The organism is Pseudomonas sp. RIT-PI-o (assembly GCF_001297215.1).
Taxonomy (GTDB): Bacteria; Pseudomonadota; Gammaproteobacteria; order Pseudomonadales; family Pseudomonadaceae; genus Aquipseudomonas; species Aquipseudomonas moraviensis_A.
Window position 1 is genome coordinate 86,124 of sequence record NZ_LHPA01000020.1, and the last position, 17,733, is coordinate 103,856.

The following is a 17,733-nucleotide window of genomic DNA, read 5'->3' on the forward strand; positions in this document are numbered from 1 at the left end:
GCCGTGCGCTGGCTCAGGATTGCCATAAGCTTCACCGTCACGCTGATGACCTTGCTCTGCATGCTCCCGGCCCAGGCCGCGCAAGGCAGTGGCTGGTCGGTATTGCTTGACGATCAGGGCATCCTGCAACTGAGCGACATCCGCTCCGCTCGCTACACCAATCAATTCAGCCCCACCGACCTTGACCACCTGACCGCGGCCGAGCCCGAGGGCGCCCTGTGGCTGCGCTTCAAACTGGCGCCGGGCAAGCACGAACAGGTGCTGCGCATCTTTGCCCCCGATCTGTCACAGCTCAATCTCTACGTGCTCGACGGCGACCGGCTGATCGAGCAACGCAACACCGGCACCGCACGGCCACAGGCCGAACGTCCCTTGCCGAGCAGCGATTTCATGCTGCCCCTGCCCCAGGCCGACAAGCCGCTGGACATCTACGTACGCATGGTCTCCGACCATCAATTGCGCCCGCACATCACCCTGCAAGCGGCGGTGCAAGGCGCGGCCGATCAGAAGCAGACGCTGATTTTCGGCCTGCTGTTCGGCTGCCTCGCCATGCTCCTGCTGCACAATCTGGTGCGCTACGCCTACTCGCGCTCGCGCAGCAGTCTGTGGCTGGCGATCTGTGAAGGCCTGCTCGGGCTGAGTCTGTTCCTGTTGCTCAACCTCGCCGGGCCCTGGCTGCCGAACTGGCATGCGATCCAGACGCCGGGGGCTTATCTGGCCCTGTTGCTGACCGCCCCGGCCGGATTGATGTATGCCCTGCGCTTCTTCGCGCCACTGGGCCAGCACCCGCTGAACAAACTGCTGTGGGGCGACATTCTGTTGATCGTCACGTGCAGCCTGTTGCTGCTGTTCGTCAACACCTTGCCGCTGAACATCATCACCTACGCGCTGGTGGCGCTGGCCGGCCTGAGCATGTTGCTGGTGGGCTTCTATCACTGGCAAAAGGGCTACCGCCCGGCACGCCTGTTCGTGGCCGCGATGGTCGTGTTCAACATCGGCACGCTGGTCATCCTGCCGGCGCTGCTGGGGCTGACCCTGGTCACGCCGCAAGGCCTGATCATGACGCTGATGGTGTTCATCTGCATCAGCGGCCTGCTGATGAGCATCGCCCTGGGCGAGCGACAGCGCAGCATCACCGAAAGCCGCTTCAGCATCAGCCGCGACCTGGCGGCGAGCAATGCCGAGATCAATGCCAAAGCCGAGTTCCTCGCCAAGATCAGCCACGAAATCCGCACCCCCATGAACGGCGTACTGGGCATGACCGAGTTGCTGTTGGGTACGCCGCTGTCGGTCAAGCAGCGTGATTACGTGCAAACCATCCACAGCGCCGGCAACGAACTGCTGACGCTGATCAACGAGATCCTCGACATCTCCAAGCTCGAATCCGGGCAGATCGAACTCGACGACGTGCAGTTCGACCTCAACGCGCTGATCGACGATTGCCTGAGCATCTACCGGGCCAAGGCCGAGCAACAGAACGTCGAGCTGATCAGCTTCATCCAGCCGCAAGTGCCACGGGTGATCAGCGGCGATCCGACGCGGCTGCGCCAGACCTTGCTGAGCCTGCTGGAAAACGCCCTGAAGAAAACCGAAGAAGGCGAAGTGTTGATCGTCGTCGCCCTCGACGAGCGCAGCAGCAAACCGCGCCTGCGCATCGCCGTACAGGACAGCGGCGTGCCGATGGAGCCGGAAGAACGCGATGCACTGCTGCACGCCGAGTTGCACAGCAAACACTTCCTCTCGGCCAATCGCCTCGGCGGTAATCTGGGGCTGGTGATTGCGCGACAACTGATTCGCCTGATGCACGGTGAGTTCGGCATCAAGAGCGGCGCCACCCAGGGCAGCACCTTATGGCTGACGCTGCCACTGGACCCCGATCGCCTCGAGCATCCGACCTCCGATCTGGACAGCCCGCTGCAAGGCGCGCGGGTGCTGGTGGTCGACGACAACGACACCTGTCGCAAAGTGCTGGTGCAGCAGTGCAGCGCCTGGGGCCTGAACGTCAGCGCCGTGCCTTCGGGCAAGGAAGCGCTGGCGCTGCTGCGCACCAAGGCGCACCTGCGCGATTACTTCGATGTGGTGCTGCTCGACCAGAACATGCCGGGCATGACCGGGATGCAACTGGCGGCGAAGATCAAGGAAGACCCGAGCCTGAACCACGACATTCTGCTGATCATGCTCACCGGCATCAGCAACGCGCCGAGCAAGATCATTGCGCGCAATTCGGGGATCAAACGGATTCTGGCCAAACCGGTGGCCGGCTATACGCTCAAGACTACGTTGGCGGACGAACTCAATCAGCGCAACAAGGGCCAGGTGGTGTTCCAGCCGCAAGTGGTTACAGCGGCCGCTGCTGCGAAAGTGCCGAGCGACTTCCGTATCCTGGTCGCCGAAGACAACACCATTTCGACCAAAGTGATTCGCGGCATGCTCGGCAAGCTCAACCTGCAGCCGGACACCGCGAGCAATGGCGAAGAAGCGCTGCAAGCGATGAAAGCCCAGCGTTATGACCTGGTGCTGATGGACTGTGAGATGCCGATCCTCGATGGTTTCTCCGCCACTCAGCAACTGCGCGCCTGGGAAGTGAGCAATCAGCGGATCCGCACACCGATCGTGGCCCTCACCGCGCACATTCTTGCCGAACACAAAGAACGCGCCCGGCAGGCCGGCATGGACGGGCACATGTCCAAACCGGTCGAGCTGTCGCAGTTGCGCGAGTTGATCGAGCACTGGGTGGCACAGCGTGATCAGCAGAACCGTACGGCTTCCACGTACTGAGCGATCAGAGTTCAAGCTCGCTCAAATATTTCAGTGACTGGGTGAGCACCGACTTTTTCACCTTCTCGCGAAACGTACCGTAGTGAAGCGTATTGAAGCTGATCAGTGCCATCTGTTCGAGGCTGTTACTGATGAGTGATTGATCATCGAGAAACAGGAACCCGGTGGCCTTTCGTTCAAGTTTGAACTGCCGATGATAGACACCCATATCGACCCTGTTCGGGCCATTCATGACGCAGGGAATCAACTGAAAAATACTGCCCTGCGCCCGCAGTACGGTTGAGTCGAACAGTTCGCTCGCAGATGCATTCCTCTCCATTTGCTTGAGGGCGCGGCTCATCGGCCAAGCGAAATCGGCGCCCAGGCGCGTGGAAATGCGGTTGATCGCCTGCCCGGCCATCACACCGCCCTGCTCAGGTACGAAGGCTTGCGGACGGGGTACGTCCCATCCCAGAAATCTCAACTGGTTGCAGTAGTACTCGAACCATTCCCCGGACAATCCTGCTTCGAATGCTGCGCGCGTCGCGTTTTGCGCGAACGCCGTGCTCATGTAGACGTCTTCCCGGTGGGATGGGGGCAGACCGCTGGCGAACGACACGACGCTGCCGCCCACGACCGCAGCGGGTGGTGCGAAAAGCTCGGTCATTGCTCATGCTCCAGGGACAGCGCCGCCACGTTGGCCGCAATGCGATCTTGAATCTTCAGCGCTATGTCGCTGGCGACCATCTCATACAGACCTTGCGACAGCGTTGATCGGGCAAACCGCAGCGTGACAGGACCTTGAACCTCCTCTGCCTGATAGGCATGGGCCAACGGATTCACAGGAAGCGCTTGATGCGTTCTCAACGTCACGAATACGCTGGTGAGATGCGTCGGGGAGTGCGCCACGATCACCAGCAACTGCACAGGCATTGCCGTTGCATCAGAGATCTTTTGCATATGCGTACGAAGCAGGTGGATGGCCGGATGCTCCGCCGGCAGATTCGCACATTGATCCAGCATGGCTGCAATCGCAGGCACTCGATCTGGATCGGCCTTACCGATGCAATCGACTACCCAATCGATGACTGACTCCATATTCCCAGACAACACATTCCTGTCCTCACGCGCCCTCGTCTGGCGCACCCAGAAGTTGTCCAGGACTTCTGTATAACACTCATACCATTGGGATCCGGGTTGTTTTTCCACCGATTTATTGGCGACCAATTGTGCGTACAGCACACTGTTGATGACGTTGTCACAAGCCAACATTTCTTCTGTTTCAGGCACCAGCAAAATTGCCGTACCAACAACAATTGCCGTATAGGCCGTATCCATAACAAGTTATCCCCGCACAAAAAAGGCGGCCGTTATCCGGCCGCCTTCATGTTGTCATCAAATATCGTAATCGATGGCTTTAGCCAAGTGATTCACCAGAGCGGTGGCAATCTTTGTGCGAGTCGCTTCAGCAACAAACTCGTTTTTCTCGAAGACAGTTTCACCGCGATAAAGGCCGACATTGCGAACATCCACATCGACAAACATTACTTTGGTCGAAGAGTTGCGTCGGGCAAAGCGCACGGCACCAACTGCAAAAATAGTCGCTCCGTTGATCTCGGCGCACGCGCCGGCGGTCACTCCACCGACACCATTTTCCAGCAGGTTGCGCTCATACAGGGTCAATGCCGTTTGACGCTCTTTCAGCGCAGCGATCGCATCGCCCGCTACCTTCAACATCAGCGCGGTGCTAGGACCAGGTACAGCCAGGCCAGCAACTACCGAGCCAAGGATTTCAAGCACCAGCTTGTCCATCCGCACGCTGGTTCCGCTGACTTGCAAATCACTGTAGAAACGGCGGATAGGCGCCCAGCCCGCATTGGTCATGACTTCGCGAAACAGCATGTACCATTCTTTGCCCTGACTCTCCAGGGGGTAGCGCTTGTTAGCGACCAGCGACGCATAAAGAAAAGCATTCTGCGCATCGGTGCGATTAACACCGGTGATGTTGCCGCTGAAGGAAATGATCCCTTCACCGACAACCGAGCCCTGGGAGGGCGCTTCAATATCGTCACCCGGCATGATCAGACTACGCGAACGGATAATGGGCGCATCATCCAGTTCATATTCGTCAATGTTTTTGACACACGCATCGATATATCGCTGACTTGCAACTTGAGCATTCATTACAACTGTTCCTTATTCAATTCAATGCAAGTTCCTCATGAACTTGCCAAACAAACAATAACCAGCAAAAACATTACCCACAAACCCAAACATGTAACAGCATATCCAGCACGAAACCAAACCAACAAAAAGAAGTTATCCCACTCCCCGGAATAACAACTAAGCAACAATTAAACATCAGACTCACAGCCATTAGATCAGTCTGATAGACTCCAACTCATCTACTCTGGATGCGAGCCAAAATCATGCTCCACGTGTTGTTCAGCGTTTACCTGAAGATGCTGGTGCTCTACAGCCCGTTCTTCGTGTTGTCCTGTTTTATCAGCCTGACCCGCGGCTATTCGCGCAAGGAGCAGCGGCGTCTGGCGTGGAAGGTCGCTCTTGCAACACTGATTTCCAGTGTTCTGCTGTATCTGTTCGGGCGGGTGATTTTCGACGTGTTCGGCATCACCGTGGACGCCTTCCGCATCGGCGCCGGCAGCGTACTGTTCATCTCGGCACTGGGCATGGCCCAGGGAAAACCGGCGGTGCAGGCCGACAACGTGCAGCAGGATGTGACCATCGTGCCGCTGACCATTCCGCTGACCGTCGGCCCCGGCACCATCGGTGCCTTGCTGGTAATGGGCGTCAGCCAGCCGCACTGGGACGACAAGCTGACCGCGATCATGAGTATCGCCCTGGCCAGTTTTACCGTCGGTGTGGTGCTGTATCTGTCCAATCGTATCGAACGGATTCTTGGCGATCAGGGTTTGCAGATCGTCAGCCGCTTGATGGGGCTGTTCGTCTGCGCGCTGGCGGCGCAGATCATTTTTACCGGTGTGAAGGGCTATTTGGTGCCTTGAGCATTGCCGCAGCACGACGACCACAACAAAACGCCGCGCACGGTAACCGTTCGCGGCGTTCTGTTGTGCAGAGCGACCTCAGTGCAGGGCTGCGATCACCGCTGTCAGGCTGGCCGTTGACTCAGCACCGCGCGCGGTGGCCAAGGCTTCCACGCCTTGAGTCAGGGTGAAGGTATGTTGCCGCCCGGCGATGGGGAGCATCAGTTCCAGTGGTCGCTGTGCGTCGAAATTGCGCACGATCAGACTGCGCCCGGAGTCCGGATCGCTCAGCACCACGTCGCCATCGACCGATGACATCAACCAATGCCCGCACTCGTCCAGGTCCAGAGCCAGCAGGCAAGGCTCAGCCGTTTCCGCGTCCGACGCCTGTCTTCCATCGACCACGATGCAGTCCAGGCGCTGCCAGGTTTCCAGCGACAGCCGATAACCAGAGGTCTGCGCAGCGTAAACCAGCAACAGCTTGTCGACCCCATCGGGCAGCAACGTCGCAATCTCCGTAATGTCATCAGCCACTTCGAGCGTCATGACCTCGGCGTCGCGATGGGCATGACTTGCGGGTAGCCAGACGCCGTCGCTTGGGCCGGCGCTGAAAGTCAATGGGGCGATCGGGTCGTACAGCAGCGGCTGCCTGGACCCGCGCGTGCCGAGAAATGTCGACCACGATCCGTCGCTGCGACCTGGAAGATCGAACAGCCGATCGAGGTCCGGCACGTAATACACATAGCGTCCGGTTGCGCTTGCCACTTGCACGACCGGCGCGTGGGCATGCCCGCTCAATAACGCTCGCAGGCGTGCACGTAACTGCTCATCGGTCTGCCCCGGCACGCAAGACCAGCGATTTGCCACGCCAACGATCATCGCTGGCTGGTTATCCAACAATTGCAGATGCACCCCGTCGAAGGTCTGCGCGATCAGCCCTTCACCCTGCCGCTGCACCTCGCTACAGGCCCATGATGGCCAGACCTTTTCAGGCCTGACCAGCAACTGCGGCTGCACCAGGCGATGCTCGGCTGAAAACGCTCCGCGCAGCGCTTTGATCGCCACCAGCGGCTGGCGATAAAGTCGCCCGGTGGCGACCTCGAACAACCAGACCGCGGTTTTGTCCGGCGTCGGGCCGAGCAGCGACAATTCCCTGCCTTGACCGATCTCGGCCAGAGCGATTTGCCCCTCGATAAACCATGCCGCCAGCAGGGCCTGACCCGCTACATCGCGCAAACCCAGGATCGGAAAAGCCACCAACGGCGCGGCCTTGGCCAGCGCGGGCAATGCACTCAACCAATCGGGGTTGCGTTGCAGCCAGCGTTGACCAACGCCGGCAAACCTGAGAATCGTGGGTTTATCTGCCAGATCACGCCACGCCTCATCGCTTCTGTGGCTGAGCGCAGGTACCCCGAACTTGAGCGCAACGTCGTCGGCAATCGCTGGCGCAGCAGGCACATCGACGATATCGACCTCGAACAGGCGACCATCGTCCCGGGTGGCGATGAAGCGCTGATTCGTGCGGGTGATCTCGACCACATCGTGCTCGATCACCACATTCTGCCAATGCCCTTCGCTCGGTTCGATGCCGCGGCTGATGGTCCGCTCCTGCTGACTGTAGAACAGCACCGCATTGTTTTCAGGACTGGACGGCATCAGCATCAGCAAGTCCTCGGGCCATGCCAGGTTTTGTCCGGCCTGAATGCACTTGCCCGTCGTCTTGTTCAGCCAGGCGCGGTCGCGCAACTGCGACCCGACGTAGCCTTCGACGACAATGAACGGAGCATAGGACCAATCGCTGCTGCTGGCGGTCGTGTCTGGCGTGTCGTCAGCGAATGGCACATCGATCTGGCGCAGTGCTTCGCGCGGCTGAAACCGATAGTCCTGCGCCGCAAAAGCAATCTTGCAAGCCGTCAACTCCACCTGTTGGGCGCTGATCCGATACTCGACGGTGGTCGTGCCATGCAGCGCTTCTGCCGTCAGCCTCTGCGCAATCCGCAAGGCACCATCGGCTTGCTGGTGGCAGCCGATGATGGTCGAACCTGTGCGCGGTTTTTTCAGCCGGTAGCGATGCTGGACAGTGCCGGTCAGCGCATCGACCCGCCAGACCAATGGATGGTCTGGATGGTAGAACCACGCATGACGGGCGCTGACGCCGGCCAGAACCACGCCCTCGCTGACGTCTTGCGGCAGGTTGCGCGCGAACAGCACTCGATCCCGCGCAGTGTCGTAGTAGCCAGTAGTGATGACTGGCCGGCCCGGCGCGTGGAACGGCACCCTGAAGTTACGCAACGGCAGACAGGCCGCTGTCAGTTGTCCGGTTTTGACCTGAGTGCGCAGAAAGCTCAGAACCGGCGCTGGAATGCCACTGGCGGTCTGGTTTGCGCTGCGCAGGTGATCCGCAGCTGTATTTTCGTAGTCGAGGACCACGCTGATCAGATGCAGGCTGCGGCCCGTCCAGTCGATCCGGTACAGCCCCTCGGCCAGCTCGATGACGCCGCCGAAACGATTCAACACCAGGCCATCGACCAGCATCTCAGGTGCGCTGTCGGCACTGTCCCGTGGTTTTTCGCGGAAGCTGACCTGGGCCAGCCGTGCCCAGGACGCCTGCACCGTCCATGTCACCTGTTCCCAGCCCTGCGCTTGCTCGAAGCTCACCGCCAGCAGGCCCGGCACCAGCCGGATCCGGTACTGCCCCTGCGGTGCGGTGATGCGGTACGCAATCTTCTTGCGCCACTCTGGTGGCAGATCCGCAACTACCAACTGGCGAACCGATTCGCTCAATTGCACCGAGATCGTCGTGGCCAGGAATACCGGATGCAGCTTGAAGAGTATGTGCGGCGCAAACGGTGTACTGAACAGATAAAACTGCCGATTGCCCTGGGTGTCATATTCCAGCTGATGCGCCAGGCGATCATGCAACTGCGGATAGCGAGTGGTGGAAAAGGGTACGGCGCCGGCGCTGCCGATCTGATATTCGTAGCCGTAGTAACAGATTGGCGCACAGGGCAGCACAATCACCTCGGGTAACGTGCCCCAGACGCTAGCGACCGCAGGTCGTTGAAAAGCGCTGCGGATATCGATCGCGGCGTGCCGCCGGGCGGGATCATCGTCGTACTGCGGCAGCTCCAGCGCGCTGCCCTTCCACGGGTAGAACTTCTGCCCCTCGAACACCACCCGTCTGCTTTGCAGATTCAGATCGGTGATCACTGCCAGTGAGGGGAACTGCAAGACCGCACCATGGCTTTCGTAAGACGCCTGATAAGCGTCATGGATCTGCGAGAGGTGCTCGCCAATGGCCGCAGCCTTGTCCATGATCTGCCCCAGATTGCTGGCAATGGCGGTCACGCCGATACCCACGCCCAGGAGCGGCACGGACAGCGCTGCGGCGAACGCGCCCACCGCTCCGCCCGCCGCCAGGGCGACGATATCCAGGCCCAAGGCCGCCACGTTGAACGCCAGAGACGTGGAAAAGCGCGCACGCTGCTCACGATTCTCTACCTGCGTCAGGTTGTAAATGTCGAAGCCGATGTTGGCCACGGAAAACGCCACCCCGACGCCCGTGGCGGCCTGCCCTGCCAGGCGAGCGGATAACGAAGCCGGCTTCAATGCCTGCTCAGCCGCCGCCACCTGGCGCACCAGTTGGGCAATCTGAAGTGCATCGCTGACCACACCAGTCCCCAGCTGTGCATAACTGACGTACAGCTGGATTTGCAGGGAGACGGTCAATGTCGGCAATGAATCGCCAGCGCGGTACTCGCGCTGGCGCATTTCACTGATCAGCGTCTGGATCGCGAAGGCGAAACTCAACCGGCTGCCACCGTCGTGATCAGCCGCCAGACCTGGCCTGGCCGCGCCGCCCTGGACGAGTCGTTCGACATACTGCCTGATTCTCTGAAAACGCGAATCCCGGCTGAGGACCGTCACGGTATTTTGCGCATTGCGTGAATCCATCAGCGTCAGGCGATAGCCGCCGTCGGCGTCGTTGCCGAGGGTATCGAGCAGCGGCACATACTCACGCGCCAGCTTGTGCTCACTGCGCAAACGCTGGGTCGCCTGTTCGAACTCGCTGGCCCAGTAGCGCGCATCGAGCTGCGCCAGACTGGCGCCCAGCCGCGAGTTCTGGCCCAGAGACCGGATGCGGGCCAGCGCTTGTTTGTGCCAGATCGACGCCCCCTGAGGGTCGGCCAGCGCAACGTTGTGCAGAAAACTGTCCACGCGCAGATCCGATGACAGCCTGCGTTCGGCGATCGCCACGGTGTCCAGCTCAGTCACGGTGAACTGCGCCGTGGCCATATCGCCCAGGCCATAAAGCTTCGCCAGGGCGTTATCGTCCGCGCTCAGATAATGCTCTATGCCACGCAGCAGTTGTGCGCCATCGGCAAACCCGTAGAGGGCAAAATTGGGATCGTAGAAGCGATAGGTCGGGTGTTCACCGGTCAGGACCTTGGCCAGCAACAGGGCGTGGTCGCCAGTGTCGAGCAGCAGCACCGCAGGCCCCGCGCGGGCGTCCAGTGCAGCCATGATGCTGTCGAGACGCTGCACGCCCCTCGCGGTGCCGACCTCGGCGGTGGGCACGGCACGCAGTTCGTCCAGCGCACTGCGCAACGCCTGTGCACCGAGTTCGTCGGGACTCGCGCTGGCGGTGGCGACATGCCCTACCAACGCCCGCTCGGCCGTCTCGCCGGCAGCCACGGCGGCGGCCATCAGCAGCGCCAGCGGATAGCAACGGCGACCCGGATCGCCCGCGCTGCGTAGCAGGAGATCCTGCGGCAACTGCTTGACCGAGATGGCGCCAGCCGTGAAAAAGGCGTCGCGCACTTGCCCGCTGCGCTGGAAGATCTGCGTGCGCAACTCCTGCTGGGCGCTGCGCTTGATCTGGCCGATACGCTCGCCCCACTGGCGTAGCGTCAGCGGCTCGGACATGGCTTGGACCTTGAGCTCGCGGGCCGTCGATGCAACGGCCGGCAGGTCACGCGCCAGTCCGTTTTCGAACGTTGCCGAGTGGCGCTGGCGCACGGCTTTTTCGATCGCATCGTAGCGGGCGAACGTACCGTCGCTGTCCGTTTCGAGGGCGAGGTTGCGCACGTTCTGCCAGGTATCGGCGAACCCTGCATCGTCCAGGTGCGTCGCACCGAAAATCCCCCCGAGCACCACTCGCATCAAAGGACTCAGTTGTTCCAGCGGCATCGTTCCGTGGGCGATCCGGCTGAACAGTTCGTTGAGGTGGCTGACGGAATCCGCACCGCGGGAGGTCGGCACAACGGCAGGCCTTTGCGCCAGTACTTGCTGGCGGGTGTCGAAGTCGATGACCACGGCCTGGTGGAAAGCGACTTCACCACTCAACTTGTCGCGCATTGCTCGAATGAACGGCTCTCCCAGATCATCCATCAAACCTTGCAACACCGAGGTCAACAGCACCGGTTTGCCTTCGATAATCGGCCAGCCGCGCTCGAAGGTCAGGCTTCGATCATTGAGCAGTTCGGACAAGCGACCGGCATACCGAGACTTGAGCTTTCCCTCGGCCCACCGGGCGTGCTCCCGTTCCAGCCAGTCTTTTTCCTTGCCCCTGACGATCCAGCCGGAAACGGTTTCCTCTTCGGTATTGACGTTGTAGCCCTCGCGCAAACGCTGTTGCGCCAATACCTGACGGCTGAAAGACGGATCGGAATTGGCTTCGATATATTCATGCAATCCGGCGAGTGCCGCGCCCGGGCCGGTAAGCGTTACGGTACCCCCGGCGTCATTACGGATACCGTCCTGGTAATAGGTGACAACCGCTTTAAGCAACTGATAGGCATACGCCTCATCCCATCGGGTGAAGTTCGACCTGACCAGAATATCTTCAATGACTGTTGCAGCAATGCCGGTCAGGGTTTCGCTGTCGGCCCAGCCCGCTCCCGAATTCGCCATGCGTTTTTCAACTTCAATGAGCACGTCGTAATTAAGTCGAATGACTTGCATGATCGACATCGTCATGCCGCTGCCTGGCTGAGCAATAAAATGCGCGTTCATTTCTTCGCCGATTTGCAGTCCCATGCGAAAGCCGTTCTCGACAGCGTCCATGGTTTCTGGCGGCACGAACAGTTCAAGGACGTCCGGCTTGCTCCGAGCAAAATCCTCCAGAAGTTGTTTATGTTGTTCGGGAAGGCTGTCGGTTCTGTCCGGGTAATGCTGCGGATCGCGCCCAGGCATCAACTGTCGGTTGTTATTCAACAACAGTTGCAGAACACCGATTTTCTGCGTCTGGCTGTAATCGCTGATATCGACACCACCCAACTTATCGAGCAGTGGCGGCAGATAATCCATGTCGGTATAACGCCCGCCTTCAAGGAGTTCTGCCTGCAAGCGCACCACATCGCTCGCCGCGGCGAAATTGCCACGCATCGCCACTTCGCGGCGGTAGACGTCCGCCAGCAGGTCATCGGTAAAGGCCTGAGCTACATCGCGTAATTGCAGGTCCGGACCCACCATGGCGAGATGGCTGTCGAGGCAGCGTTGCCGGAAAGCCTGCAGCGTCGCGCGGTCCTTGCCATAAGCACGCACCATCAGATCGATGCGCGCTTCATCGGTTCGCCCCTTCCATTTCGGCTGGCTGAGGTAGTCGAACATTTGCTGTTTCAAGACCCGCGCGCGGTCTTCAATCATCGTCGCCAGTTGCCCGGCATGATTGAGTTGTGCGCCACCGGACGCCATCGCATCAGCCCTGGCACTGTCGAGAATGACCCGGTTCATCTCGAAAGCCAGCAACGCGTCGCTGTCGTACCAAAGGTTGAAGCGGTAATCCTCAGCCCTCATCACCTGGCGCCAGATGTTCATGTAATCGCGCTGGTTGACACCGACTTCGCTTCCGCCAACCCAGACGAAATGAACAATTTTCGGCACCGGTCGGCCCACCCCCGACAACATTTCCACGGTCGTCGAAAGCCGTGCCAGATAACGCTGCAGCCCGCTCGCAATGTTATCCACAGCCACAGGCACAGCGGTTTTCTTGCGTTTCAACAATGCTGCAAGTTGCTCTTGAAACAAGCTCGCCAGATTCAGTAACAGCACCGGGTCAGTCGTCTGACTGGCCTGCTGATAATAGTCGTTCAGCGCTTGGTATTGCGCCGAAGCGGAAAACTCTCGAAGTGCCTTGGAAAGCACCGAATATTCTTGCGCAGATACGAATGCTCGTCCGAACGAATAATCATTTTTTAAAGCCATCACACATTCCTTGTTTATTGAATGACCCATTCACCGCGCACACTTTCGCGCCGCTGCAGAGCGGTAATCCGATTTAAATGACACTCGACAAGTGCTACGAACACAGCACCCTAGTGGGCCAACAAGCGCCATACAAACAACAAGGAATACAAAGCTTGTCGCCGGCAATATCTGATCACACGGAAATCATCCAACCGTAACAGCAGTGCGATTACTAACGGGCCGGCGCAATCTCCAGGCATAAAAAATGGCCCTGTCCGGGGGGACATGACCATTTTTTATGACTTGAAGAAAACAATTGAAACTTCAACTCAACTTACAACCGCTCAAACTTCTTACAGCTGGAAATCGAATGACTGGCGGCTTTCTCAGGAACGTGGTTTTTCGCCATACCAACGCGGCGTATACACCCAGTCACCGCCCCCGGCACGAGCGAAAGTGCAAGTGGTCGACGAACCGATCAGCACCATCGTGCGCATGTCGACCTGTTCCGGCGTCAGCGCACCCAGCGTCGTGGTGCGCAGGGTCTGTCCCGGGCGGCCGATGTCTCGTCCCAGAACCACCGGCGTTTCCGGCGAGCGGTGCTGTGCAACGATTTCCAGCGCGCGGCCCAGTTGCCAGGGGCGCGCCCGGGAAATCGGGTTGTAGAACGCCAGGGCCAGATCCGCTTCGGCGGCCAGATCCAGACGCTTCTCGATGATCGCCCACGGCTTGAGGTTGTCCGACAGCGACATCACACAGAAGTCGTGACCCAGCGGCGCCCCGGCCTGAGCGGCGGTTGCCAGCGAGGCGGAGACACCGGGCAGGATCTCCAGCTCGACAGTGTGCCAGGCCGGATCATCCGATTCGTGCAAGGCCTCGAGCACCGCAGCGGCCATGGCGAACACGCCCGGATCACCAGAGGAAACCACGATTACCGAGCGCCCTTCGGCGGCAAGCCTGAAGGCGTGGCGGGCACGCTGCATTTCTTCACGATTATCGGTGCAGTGCTGCACTTGATCATCGCGGGAAGGGCCGGCCATGCGCACGTAGGTTTCGTAACCGAGCACATCGGTGGCGCGCGCCAGTTCGGCTTTCACCGCCGGCACCATCAGGTCGGCGGCGCCCGGGCCAAGGCCGATCACCGCGAGTCGACCCCTTGGGCGGCCGATCTGCGAAACGTCCAGTGGTTGCTCGGCAATCGCCACCGCCAGATGTTCAACGCCAATCACGTTCGCTTCAGGCACTGCGATACCCGCCAGGGCCTGCAGATCGCTTTGCGCCGCCACGAAGCGCAGTGGCACGCCCAATTCGAGCGCAGTCTCGCGCAAGTTCGTCGCGGCCATATCAGTGTCGGCAGCCACGAGGCAGGCGAGCGCCGGCACGGCGACGTTGGCCCGTTGCAACGCGGCGCGAACGACGTTTGGCAAATCCGCCACTTCAGCATCCACCGCCACCGCCACACTGCGCGGATAGATCAACAACTCGTCGGCACTGGCCAGACGCTGCGCACTGCTCACATGGATCGAACGCAATGCCTGCGGATCCTGTGGCAACTGCGCCTGATCCAGCCACGGCGCCGCGCCTTCGATACGCACGCTGTGCCCGGCGAGCAGGTCGGAGACGAAGCGTTTGCCCGATTCCAGATCCGCCAGCGCATAACCACTGGGCGGATTGAGCAGGCAGGTGCCAAAGCGCAATTCCCCGCTGGTGGTGATTGCCGGCGCCACGTGCAGCGCCGCCGCGATCTCCCGGGCCATGACATTCACTCCGCCCAACCCGCCAAGTAGTGGCACCACGGCGCTGCCGTCTTCAGCGACAGCCAGCACCGCCGGTTCGGCGCCCTTCTCCAGCAGCAACGGCGCCAGGGTGCGGATGACGATGCCGGCCGCACACAGGGCAATGATCGGCGTGTCCTGCTGATACAACGCGCGCAGGGTCGCGCCGAATTCCTGATACAGGCAATCAGCGCCTTCAACCCGCCCGGCGAGGCCGTGGATCTGCGCCGCCGGATAGACCTGCTGAATCCGCCGTGCAGTCGCGAGGCTGCCCTGGCCGAGGATAACGATGGCGGGAGTCGAGAACGTCATCAGCCTTGCCACCGTTCGCCCGGGACGATGATCAGCGAGAAGTATGGCGAGGACATCGGCTCGACCTGATCCATCGGCACGATCTTCTGATTGGCCATGGTTGCCCGTTCGACGTACAGCGCGCGCTCGGCGAGGCCGAGTTCTTCCAGCACCTGACGCACCTTGGGAAAATTGCGTCCCAGCTTCATGATCACCGCCGCATCGGCATCGGCCAGACGCCGTTTCAGCTCTTCATGGGGGAGCACGCCCGAGAGCACCGACAGGCTCTGATTGCGATACACCAGCGGCGCGCCGAGCACCGAAGCGCCGCCGAGCATCGAGCACACGCCGGGCACCACTTCAGCCTCATAACGGCTGGCGAGGCGGTCGTGCAGATACATGTAGGAACCGTAGAAGAACGGGTCACCTTCGCAGATCACCGCCACGTCGCGGCCGGCATCCAGATGTTCGGCCACCGCCACCGCGGCTTCGTCGTAGAAATCGCTGATGACCTGTTCGTACGACAGCGGCGCTGGCAACGCCTCGGTGGTCACCGGGTACACCAGCGGCAGCAGATTCTGCGCCTCGACCAGGTGCGCCTCGATGATCCCGAACGCGTTGCCCTTCTTGCCCTTGGCCACGAAGTACGCGACCACTGGCGATTCGCGCAACAGGCGCAAGGCTTTGATGGTTATCAGTTCCGGATCACCGGGGCCGACACCAAGGCCGATCAGACGTCCTTTGGCCTGCATCATTCGATCTCCGTGGCGAGGGCATTGACGGCAGCGGCGGCCATGGCGCTGCCACCCAGGCGGCCCTGCATGATCACGAACGGCACGCCACGACTGTCGGCAGCCAGCGCCGCTTTCGATTCGGCAGCGCCGACGAAGCCCACCGGGAAGCCAAGAATCAGCGCCGGTTTCGGCGCGCCGGCGTCGAGCATTTCCAGCAGGTAGAACAGCGCGGTCGGCGCATTGCCGATCACCACGACGCTGCCTGCAAGGTGCGGGCGCCACAGCTCGAGCGCCGCGGCCGAGCGGGTGTTGCCCAGCTCGCGAGCAAGCTCCGGCACGCTGTCGTCGCGCAAGGTGCAGATCACTTGATTGTTGGCCGGCAGACGAGTGCGGGTCACGCCTTCGGAGACCATGCGCGCGTCGCAGAGAATCGGCGCACCGGCCGCCAAGGCATCGCGCCCGGCCTTGCCCGCGCCTTCGGAAAACTGCAGACCGTCGACGGCCTCGACCATGCCGCACGCGTGGATCACCCGCACCGCGAGTTTTTCCAGATCGGCGGGGATGCGCGCCAGATTGGCCTCGCGGCGAATGATCGCGAAGGAGTTGCGATAGATCTCCTGACCGTCGCGGATGTAATCAAGCATCAAGGGGGCTCCGGGAGCGGGCGTCGAGCAGGGTCGCGGCCGCTTCAATAGTAAGGTTGCAGGCGTGCAGCGAGCCGAAACCGGGCTGTGCTGCATCGCGAAAATAGAGGTCGTAATGACCGGGGGCAACGGCCAGCAGCGTGGCTGGCGCGCAGTGAGCGGCGGCGCAGGAGCGCGAGCAGCCAGACAGGTGCACGCGCAGCCCTTCGGGCAGCAAAGGTGCCAGTTGCCGGGCATCCTGCTTGGTGTCGGCCAGGCCTTTGCCGCAGCCATCGGCACCGGTGCAGGCGATCAGCCGGGCCAGCGGTTCGGCTTCGGTCGTCAACAGGCCCAACGCCCGTAACTGCTCAAGCACTTGCTCGGTCTCAGTGGCGTTCACGTTCGGCAACAGCAGGCTTTGCCATGGCGTAAAGCGCAGGCTGCCATCGCCAAATTGACGGGCCAGTTGCGCCGCGCCGCGTAGCATCAGCGGATCGAGTCGTCCAAGCGGCGGCACCGCGCCGATGTAAAAACGATCCGTCGTGTTTTGCTGCCGGGCGCCAATGTGCAGCGCGTCTGCCGACGTCGGGCGCTGCCAATCGCTGATCGCCTTGACCAACACGCGCTCGCGCAACGATTCAAGAAACGCGAGCCTCGGCAACTCATCGAGCAGATGGCGCATCCTTGTTTGCTCTGGCCGGGCGAGGTCGAGGAACAACTCCAGCACCGCGACCACCAGCGCGTGAGCGTTGTCCAGGGTCACGGCGCCGAGCGGGCGATCGGGCGGGCAACCGGCCAGACCGAATGCCCAGAGGATTTCGCCATCACGCTCGCACGCCGACAGCCACAGGTCATGGGGATGTTCGAGCATCGCCAGCGCTTCACCACCATCGAGCTGCACGGCGAACTTGGCGCTCAGTTCGTGGAAGCGCGGATGGCTTTGCAAGGTGTCGAGGATCTGTTCGGCGAGCGGATGCGTGTCGATCAACAACTGCTGATCGACCCCGGCGGTCGGGCTGAGCATCAGATTGCGCACATCATCGCCGGCGGCGGTTTTTGGCCCAAGGCCAGCGGCGAGCAAGCGCTCGATCAGCGCCGCCGATTGCGTAGCGATTCCACGAATCTGCAGATTGCCGCGATTGGTCGCCTCGATCGCGCCACTGGCGAACTGCTCGGCGGCAGCGGCCACCGCATCGGCCTGATCGGCACTGATCGAACCGCCATCGAGTTTGATCCGACAGATACCGCCGTCCACTGCCTGGACGATACGCAGCAACCCCGGGCAGGCCGAGGGGCGTAAGGCGGTGGACATCGGGCGTTCGTTCAAGGGGCTGACCGGTTGCGTGGCAGAAGCGCTTCG

General features: G+C 61.0%; 10 protein-coding genes. 2 read left to right on the forward strand and 8 right to left on the reverse strand.

Annotated elements, in window-relative coordinates; all coding sequences use genetic code 11:
* The first annotated feature begins 3 nt into the window (after nucleotides 1-3).
* Nucleotides 4-2,778, forward strand: a complete 2,775-nt coding sequence (locus tag AEQ63_RS09220; RefSeq protein WP_064362991.1) for a hybrid sensor histidine kinase/response regulator — start codon at nucleotides 4-6, stop codon at nucleotides 2,776-2,778.
* 4 nt (nucleotides 2,779-2,782) lie between these two features.
* Here AEQ63_RS09220 and AEQ63_RS09225 read toward each other — a convergent pair whose 3' ends face one another.
* The 3 genes from AEQ63_RS09225 to AEQ63_RS09235 are packed head-to-tail and all read right to left on the reverse strand — an operon-like array spanning nucleotide 2,783 to nucleotide 4,941.
* The gene (locus AEQ63_RS09225) at nucleotides 2,783-3,424 is read right to left on the reverse strand and encodes a hypothetical protein (protein WP_064362992.1); all 642 of its coding nucleotides are present in this window, start codon (nucleotides 3,422-3,424) and stop codon (nucleotides 2,783-2,785) included.
* Nucleotides 3,421-4,095, reverse strand: a complete 675-nt coding sequence (locus AEQ63_RS09230) for a hypothetical protein (protein ID WP_064362995.1) — start codon at nucleotides 4,093-4,095, stop codon at nucleotides 3,421-3,423. The genes AEQ63_RS09225 and AEQ63_RS09230 overlap by 4 nt, the downstream gene beginning before the upstream one ends.
* Before the next feature lie 57 nt (nucleotides 4,096-4,152).
* Nucleotides 4,153-4,941 carry a hypothetical protein gene (locus AEQ63_RS09235; RefSeq protein WP_064362997.1) on the reverse strand — a complete coding sequence of 263 codons (789 nt, stop codon included), beginning with the start codon at nucleotides 4,939-4,941 and terminating at the stop codon, nucleotides 4,153-4,155.
* Nucleotides 4,942-5,186: 245 nt separating this feature from the next.
* Here AEQ63_RS09235 and AEQ63_RS09240 point away from each other — a divergent pair, with 245 nt between their 5' ends.
* Complete coding sequence (locus AEQ63_RS09240) at nucleotides 5,187-5,783, forward strand: MarC family protein (RefSeq protein WP_016771870.1); 597 nt, start codon at nucleotides 5,187-5,189, stop codon at nucleotides 5,781-5,783.
* Between the two features lie 78 nt (nucleotides 5,784-5,861).
* Here AEQ63_RS09240 and AEQ63_RS09245 read toward each other — a convergent pair whose 3' ends face one another.
* From AEQ63_RS09245 to cobG, 5 genes are all read right to left on the reverse strand, one after another.
* The gene (locus AEQ63_RS09245) at nucleotides 5,862-12,968 is read right to left on the reverse strand and encodes a TcdA/TcdB pore-forming domain-containing protein (RefSeq protein ID WP_064362999.1); all 7,107 of its coding nucleotides are present in this window, start codon (nucleotides 12,966-12,968) and stop codon (nucleotides 5,862-5,864) included.
* 368 nt (nucleotides 12,969-13,336) lie between these two features.
* Entirely contained in the window at nucleotides 13,337-15,037 is a 1,701-nt protein-coding gene (gene cobJ / locus AEQ63_RS09250) for a precorrin-3B C(17)-methyltransferase (protein WP_064363000.1), read from the reverse strand.
* Nucleotides 15,037-15,771: a precorrin-2 C(20)-methyltransferase gene (locus AEQ63_RS09255; protein WP_376779064.1), complete on the reverse strand. Its 735-nt coding sequence runs from the start codon at nucleotides 15,769-15,771 to the stop codon at nucleotides 15,037-15,039. Before AEQ63_RS09255 ends, cobJ begins: the two co-directional genes overlap by 1 nt.
* Nucleotides 15,768-16,394, reverse strand: coding sequence for a precorrin-8X methylmutase (locus AEQ63_RS09260; protein ID WP_042608916.1), 627 nt, complete (start codon nucleotides 16,392-16,394; stop codon nucleotides 15,768-15,770). The genes AEQ63_RS09255 and AEQ63_RS09260 overlap by 4 nt, the downstream gene beginning before the upstream one ends.
* On the reverse strand, nucleotides 16,387-17,685 hold the full coding sequence (gene cobG, locus AEQ63_RS09265; protein ID WP_064363002.1) for a precorrin-3B synthase: 1,299 nt from the start codon (nucleotides 17,683-17,685) through the stop codon (nucleotides 16,387-16,389). The genes AEQ63_RS09260 and cobG overlap by 8 nt, the downstream gene beginning before the upstream one ends.
* Between the last annotated feature and the right edge of the window lie 48 nt (nucleotides 17,686-17,733).

Bases quoted from the DNA above. Each gene is read 5' to 3' on its own strand.
- cobG (WP_064363002.1), bottom strand. From the start codon at position 17,685: ATGTCCACCGCCTTACGCCCCTCGGCCTGCCCGGGGTTGCTGCGTATC.
- AEQ63_RS09235 (WP_064362997.1), bottom strand. From the start codon at position 4,941: ATGAATGCTCAAGTTGCAAGTCAGCGATATATCGATGCGTGTGTCAAA.
- AEQ63_RS09255 (WP_376779064.1), bottom strand. From the start codon at position 15,771: ATGATGCAGGCCAAAGGACGTCTGATCGGCCTTGGTGTCGGCCCCGGT.
- AEQ63_RS09225 (WP_064362992.1), bottom strand. From the start codon at position 3,424: ATGACCGAGCTTTTCGCACCACCCGCTGCGGTCGTGGGCGGCAGCGTC.
- AEQ63_RS09230 (WP_064362995.1), bottom strand. From the start codon at position 4,095: ATGGATACGGCCTATACGGCAATTGTTGTTGGTACGGCAATTTTGCTG.
- AEQ63_RS09240 (WP_016771870.1), top strand. From the start codon at position 5,187: ATGCTCCACGTGTTGTTCAGCGTTTACCTGAAGATGCTGGTGCTCTAC.
- cobJ (WP_064363000.1), bottom strand. From the start codon at position 15,037: ATGACGTTCTCGACTCCCGCCATCGTTATCCTCGGCCAGGGCAGCCTC.
- AEQ63_RS09245 (WP_064362999.1), bottom strand. From the start codon at position 12,968: ATGGCTTTAAAAAATGATTATTCGTTCGGACGAGCATTCGTATCTGCG.
- AEQ63_RS09260 (WP_042608916.1), bottom strand. From the start codon at position 16,394: ATGCTTGATTACATCCGCGACGGTCAGGAGATCTATCGCAACTCCTTC.